The following is a 5872-nucleotide window of genomic DNA, read 5'->3' as shown; positions in this document are numbered from 1 at the left end:
GACGCCCTGCCAGGCCAGCAGCGCCGCCACGCCCGCGACGAGCGGGGGCAGCAGCAGCCGCAGCCGCGCGCTCACCGGTCCTCCGTCCCGGCGCCGGCCGCGACGGGCGAACCCGCCGGGCCGCGCAGCGCCTCGCGCACCTCGGTCAGCCGCGCGAAGAACGCCGGGTCCTGACGGGTGCCCTCCCCGCGGGTGGGCAGGTCGACGTCGACGACCCGCACGATGCGCCCGGGCCGCGCCGACATCACGACGACGTGGCTGGAGAGGAACACCGCCTCGGCGATGGAGTGCGTCACGAACACCACCGTCGTCGCGGTGCGGGCGCAGATCGCCAGCAGCTCGGTCTGCAACCGCTCGCGGGTCATCTCGTCGAGCGCGCCGAAGGGTTCGTCCATGAGCAGCAGCGGGGGCTCGGTGGCCAGCGCGCGGGCGATGGCGACGCGCTGCTGCATCCCGCCGGACAGCTCCTCCGGGCGCATCCGGCCCACCTCCGCCAGGCCCACGAGCTCCAGCAGCTCCGCCGCCCGCGCCCGCCGCCGGGCCCGCGGCACGCCCTGCAGCTCCAGCGGCAGCTCCACGTTGCGCAGCACCGAGCGCCACCCCAGCAGCCCCGCGGCCTGGAACGCGATGCCGTAGTCGCGGTCCAGCCGGGCCTGCCGCGCCGTCTTGCCGCCCACGAGGACCTGCCCGGCGGTGGGGGTGACGAGGTCGGCGATGCAGCGCAGCAGGGTGGACTTGCCGCAGCCGGAGGGCCCGATGAGGGAGACGAAACTCCCCGCGGGGACGTCGAGGTCCACGTCGGCCAGCGCGTGCACGGTGCCGCGCGCGGTGGTGAACGTCTGCCGCAGGCCGCTGATCTGCAGGGCCGCGCTCATGCGGGCAGACCCCCGGGGGCGGGACGGCGCCGCGGGGTGCGCCGCAGGCCGGGCCGCAGCACGGCGGCGTCGAGCAGGGTGGCGAGACCGGCCACGACGAGCCCGAGGGCCGCCGCGCCGAGGATGGCGACGTAGAGCCGCCCGGGGGCGGACGTGGCCTGCTGGGCGTAGGTGACGAGGAGCCGGCCGATGCCGCCGCGGGTGCCGGTGGAGATCTCCGCGACGATCGCGCCGACGACGGCCTGCGCCGCCGCCAGCCGCAGCGCCGGCGCGAGGAACGGCAGGCTGGCCGGCAGCCGCAGGCGCAGCAGCACCTGCCGGTGGCTCGCCGCGCAGCTGCGGAACAGCTCCACGGCCGCCGGGGCGGGGGAGTGCAGCCCGCGCAGCATCCCGACGGCCACCGGGCAGAACGCGAGGAACGCGGAGATGACGACGACCGACATCCACGGCTGCCAGACCGCGTCCGCGCCCAGGCGCAGCCGCCCGCCCCAGCCCGCCACCAGCGGCGCGATCGCGATGACCGGCACCGTCTGGCTGAGCACCACCCAGGGCAGCACGGCGCGCTCCAGCAGCCGCAGCCGCTGCATCGGCACCGCCAGCGCGACGCCGACGAGCGCGCCGAGCAGCCAGCCGCCCAGCGCGGTGCGCAGCGTGCCGCCGGCGGCGGTGAGCACCGCGACGGCGACGCTGTGCGCACCCGGCACCGCCACCTCCGGCGCCACCGCCTCCCGCAGCACCTCCAGCACGCCCGGCATCGAGCGCGGGTCGGCGCGCGGCAGCACCCGCTCCCCGCCCAGCTGCACGCCCTGCAGCGGGCCGAACGCCCGGTACGCCTCCCACAGCAGCAGCAGGGCCGCCACGCCCAGCAGCGCCGCACCCGCCCGGCGGGCGGCGCTCACGAGACGGCCCGCACGGTCTCGGCCAGCGCGGGCACGACGGTGTCGCCGTAGGCGCGCAGCGTCTGCTCCTTGGCGTCGTGCTGCAGGTAGAGGGCGAACTGGTCCACACCCAGCGACCGCAGGTCCCGCAGCCGCTCCACGTGCCGCTGCGCCGGGCCCAGCAGGCAGAACCGGTCCACGATCGAGTCGGGCACGAACGCGGCGTGGGAGTTCCCCGCGCGGCCGTGCTCGTTGTAGTCGTAGCCCTGCCGGCCGGCGATGTAGTCGGTGAGCGCGGCCGGCACCGAGGAGTCCGCGCCGTAGCGGGCGACGATGTCGGCGACGTGGTTGCCCACCATGCCGCCGAACCAGCGGCACTGCTCCCGCGCGTGCGCCAGGTCCGCCTCCGGCGCCACGTACGCGGGCGCGGCGACGCAGATCTTCACCGCCGCGGGGTCGCGCCCGGCGCGCTCGGCGGCCTCGCGGACCGCCTTGATGGTCCAGGCCGCGATGTCGGGGTCGGCCAGCTGCAGGATGAACCCGTCGGCGACCTCCCCGGTGAGCTGCAGCGCCTTGGGCCCGTAGGCGGCGACCCACACCTCGGTGCGGTCCGTCGGCCCGGTCACCGGCGCCCACGGCAGCCGCAGCGTCTGCCCGCGGTGCTCCACGGGGCGGCCGTTGGCCAGCTCCCGGATGACGTGCACGCTCTCGCGCAGCGTCGCCAGCGTCGTCGGCCTGCCCGCCAGGGTCCGCACCGCGGAGTCGCCGCGGCCGATGCCGCAGACGGTGCGCGGGCCGTACATCTCGTTGAGCGTGGCGAACGTCGAGGCGGTCACCGACCACTCGCGGGTGGCCGGGTTCGTCACCATCGGGCCCACGACGACCTTGCGGGTCGCGGCGAGGATCGCGGAGTGGATGACGTAGGGCTCCTCCCACAGCACGTGGGAGTCGAAGGTCCAGACGTGGCTGAACCCGTGCAGCTCCGCCTGCCGGGCGAGCTCGACGACGCGCGCGGCGGGCGGCACGGTCTGCAGGACGACGCCGAAGTCCACGGGTGCCCCTCCTCTCAGCGATGGTGTCAGCGCAGGTACTGCGACGGGCCGCGGCGGACGAACCGGCCGTGGCCGGGGCGGCCGGTGTAGACGCCGCGGTCGAGGACGACGGTGCCGCGGGAGAGCACGGTGCGGACGCCGCCGGTGAGCTCGAAGCCCTCGAACGCGGAGTAGTCGACGGCCATGTGGTGCGTCGCGGCGCTGATCCGGGTGGTCGCCACCGGGTCGTACAGCACGATGTCGGCGTCCGAGCCGGGGGCGATCACACCCTTCTGCGGGTACATGCCGAACATCCGCGCCGGGGTGGTGGCGCACGTCTCCACCCAGCGCTGCAGCGACAGCTGCCCGTCGACGACGCCCTGGTGGACGAGGTCGAGGCGGTGCTCCACCCCGCCCACGCCGTTGGGGATCATCGCGAAGTTCCCGCGGCCGAGCTCCTTCTGGTCCTTGAGGCAGAAGGGGCAGTGGTCGGTGGAGACGACGGCGAGGTCGTCGGTGCGCAGGCCCTTCCACAGGTCCCTCGCGTGGTTCTCGTGCTTGCTGCGCAGCGGGGTGGAGAACACGTACTTCGCGCCGTCGAACCCTGGCGCGGCGAGGTGGTCCTCCAGCGTGAGGTACAGGTACTGCGGGCACGTCTCGGCGAACACGTTGCGCCCGCGCGAGCGCGCCTCCGCGATCCGCTCCAGCGCCTGGGAGGCGGAGACGTGCACGATGTACAGCGGGGTGTCGCCGGCGACCTCCGCCAGCGCGATCGCCCGGTTCGTCGCCTCCCCCTCCAGCGCCGCCGGCCGGGTCAGCCCGTGGTGCACCGGGTCCACGTCGCCGCGGGCCAGCGCCTGGGAGACGAGCACGTCGATCGCCGAGCCGTTCTCCGCGTGCATCATGATCGTCGAGCCGTTCGACGAGGCCTGCTGCATGGCGCGCAGGATCTGCCCGTCGTCGGAGAGGAACACGCCCTTGTAGGCCATGAACAGCTTGAAGCTGGAGATGCCCTCGTGCTCGGCGAGGTGGTCCATCGCCTTCAGCGCCTCGTCGTCGACGCCGCCCAGGATCATGTGGAAGCCGTAGTCGACCGCGCAGTTGCCGGCGGCCTTCTCGTGCCAGGCGGCCAGTGACTCCTGCACGACCTCCCCGGTGCGCTGCACCGCGAAGTCCACGATCGTCGTCGTCCCGCCCCAGACCGCGGCGCGGGTGCCCGTCTCGAACGTGTCGGACGCCTCCGTCCCGCCGAACGGCAGCTGCATGTGCGTGTGCACATCGACGCCGCCGGGCAGCACGTAGGTGCCGCTCGCGTCGATCGTGGTGTCGACGGTGAACCCCGCACCGGCACCCGGCGCGAGCAGCGCGGCGATCCGCTCGCCCTCGACGAGGACGTCCATCGCCGTGGCGCCCGTGGTGGAGACGACGGTGCCACCCGTGACGAGGGTCCGCCGCGGGCTGAGGCTCACGGGGCCACCAGGTCGCCGTAGGCGTCGGGGCGGCGGTCGCGGTAGAACTGCCAGCGGTCGCGCACCGTCCGCAGCAGGTCCATGTCGAGGTCGCGCACGAGCACCTCGTCCTCGCCGCGCGAGGCGGGCTCGCCGACGTTGCGGCCCTCCGGGTCGCAGAAGTACGACTGGCCGTAGAAGTCGTCGTCGCCCAGCGGCTCGACGCCGACCCGGTTGATGGTGCCGACGTAGTACTCGTTGGCGACGGCCGCGGCCCGCTGCTCGAGGTTCCACAGGTACTCCGACAGCCCCGCGCTGGTGGCCGAGGGGTTGAACACGATCTCCGCGCCGTTCAGCCCGAGCGCGCGCCACCCCTCGGGGAAGTGCCGGTCGTAGCAGATGTACACGCCCACCTTGCCGACCGCGGTGTCGAACACCGGGTAGCCGAGGTTGCCGGGGCGGAAGTAGAACTTCTCCCAGAACCCGGCCACGTGCGGGATCATCGTCTTGCGGTACTTGCCGAGGTAGGTCCCGTCGGCGTCGACGACGGCGGCGGTGTTGTAGAGGACGCCGGGCCGCTCCTCCTCGTACACCGGCAGCACCATCACCATGCCCGTCTCGGCGGCGACGGCCTGGAAGCGCTCGACGGTGGGGCCGGGCACGGACTCCGCGTAGGAGTAGAACGAGGCGTCCTGCACCTGGCAGAAGTACGGGCCGTAGAACAGCTCCTGGAAGCAGACGACCTGTGCGCCCTGCTCCGCCGCCCGCCTCGCGTGGTCCTCGTGGACCTTGATCATGCTCTCCTTGTCGCCGGTCCAGGCGGCCTGGACCAGCGCGGCGCGCACGGTGGTCATGCGGCGTCTCCTTCCGCGAACCTCGGGACCGCCGGGGAAACCGCACCGGCGGGGCACCGAGCATCGTGCCCACCGGCGAGGAGCGGCAATGCCCAGCGTGTACCGTTCCGGCTCCCGGTCGTGGGCAGATGCACAAGCCGAAACCCGGCCGTCACCGGCGGGGAGGAGCCGAAACGTGGACGTCACACCCGCCGCGCGCAGGGTGCTGCTGGAACTCCTCGGCGACGTCGACTCCCTCGCCGAGGAGTTCGTCGTCGAGCTGTCCGCCTCGCCGCCGTACTCCGGGGGCGTCGTCGACCGCGGCACGCTCGTGGCCGACGCCGTCGGCAGCTACGAGCGGATCCTGCGCCGGATGCTCGGCATGCCCGTGCCCATCCGGCTGGTGGAGCTGTCCCGCGACATCGGCCGCCGCCGTGCCGGCCTCGACATCCCGCTGGCCGCCGTCACCCGCGGCACCCGGCTGCACTTCCGGGTCGTCTGGGCGCGGCTGTCCGGTGCGCTGCCCCCCGGCCCGCCGGGGCCCGACGGCGCCGCGCGGGCGCTGTGGCGGGAGCTGCCGCTGCAGCTGTGGGAGGCGGTGGAGGAGCACTCCGGCGACGTGCACGCGGGGTTCTCCGAGGCCGCCGCGGCCCTCACCCGCGAGCGCGAGCGCGACCGCCGCCGCGTGGTGGAGACCCTGCTGGACTCCGACGGCGGCGACGACGCCCTCGTCGGGCAGGCCGCCGCCGTCCTCGGCCTGGACCGCGGCGCCGACCTCGTCGTGGCGTTCGTGCCCGGCTGGGCCGC

At 74.5% G+C, this 5872-nt stretch carries 6 protein-coding genes; 1 reads left to right on the top strand and 5 read right to left on the bottom strand.

The window, feature by feature from the left end:
- Positions 1 to 71: 71 nt before the first annotated feature.
- Genes ABEB16_RS10765 through ABEB16_RS10745 form a run of 5 tightly spaced genes read right to left on the bottom strand, consistent with a single transcriptional unit; the run spans position 72 to position 5086 of the window.
- A complete protein-coding gene (locus ABEB16_RS10765; protein ID WP_345712253.1) occupies positions 72 to 875 on the bottom strand; it encodes an ABC transporter ATP-binding protein in 804 nt (267 codons plus the stop codon).
- Positions 872 to 1774 carry an ABC transporter permease gene (locus tag ABEB16_RS10760; protein ID WP_345712252.1) on the bottom strand — a complete coding sequence of 301 codons (903 nt, stop codon included), beginning with the start codon at positions 1772 to 1774 and terminating at the stop codon, positions 872 to 874. The genes ABEB16_RS10765 and ABEB16_RS10760 overlap by 4 nt, the downstream gene beginning before the upstream one ends.
- Positions 1771 to 2805: a TIGR03842 family LLM class F420-dependent oxidoreductase gene (locus ABEB16_RS10755; protein WP_345712251.1), complete on the bottom strand. Its 1035-nt coding sequence runs from the start codon at positions 2803 to 2805 to the stop codon at positions 1771 to 1773. Before ABEB16_RS10755 ends, ABEB16_RS10760 begins: the two co-directional genes overlap by 4 nt.
- Before the next feature lie 26 nt (positions 2806 to 2831).
- Entirely contained in the window at positions 2832 to 4253 is a 1422-nt protein-coding gene (hydA, locus tag ABEB16_RS10750) for a dihydropyrimidinase (protein WP_345712250.1), read from the bottom strand.
- Positions 4250 to 5086 carry a nitrilase-related carbon-nitrogen hydrolase gene (locus ABEB16_RS10745; protein ID WP_345712249.1) on the bottom strand — a complete coding sequence of 279 codons (837 nt, stop codon included), beginning with the start codon at positions 5084 to 5086 and terminating at the stop codon, positions 4250 to 4252. The genes hydA and ABEB16_RS10745 overlap by 4 nt, the downstream gene beginning before the upstream one ends.
- Before the next feature lie 175 nt (positions 5087 to 5261).
- Here ABEB16_RS10745 and ABEB16_RS10740 point away from each other — a divergent pair.
- On the top strand, positions 5262 to 5872 hold a 611-nt coding region (locus ABEB16_RS10740), incomplete at its 3' end, for an RsbRD N-terminal domain-containing protein (protein ID WP_486335977.1).

Origin of the sequence: Kineococcus glutinatus (assembly GCF_039542765.1) — a bacterium.
GTDB classification, from domain to species: domain Bacteria; phylum Actinomycetota; class Actinomycetes; order Actinomycetales; family Kineococcaceae; genus Kineococcus_A; species Kineococcus_A glutinatus.
Note: the sequence above shows the minus strand (reverse complement) of the source record. Positions and strands in the feature narration are given on the sequence as shown.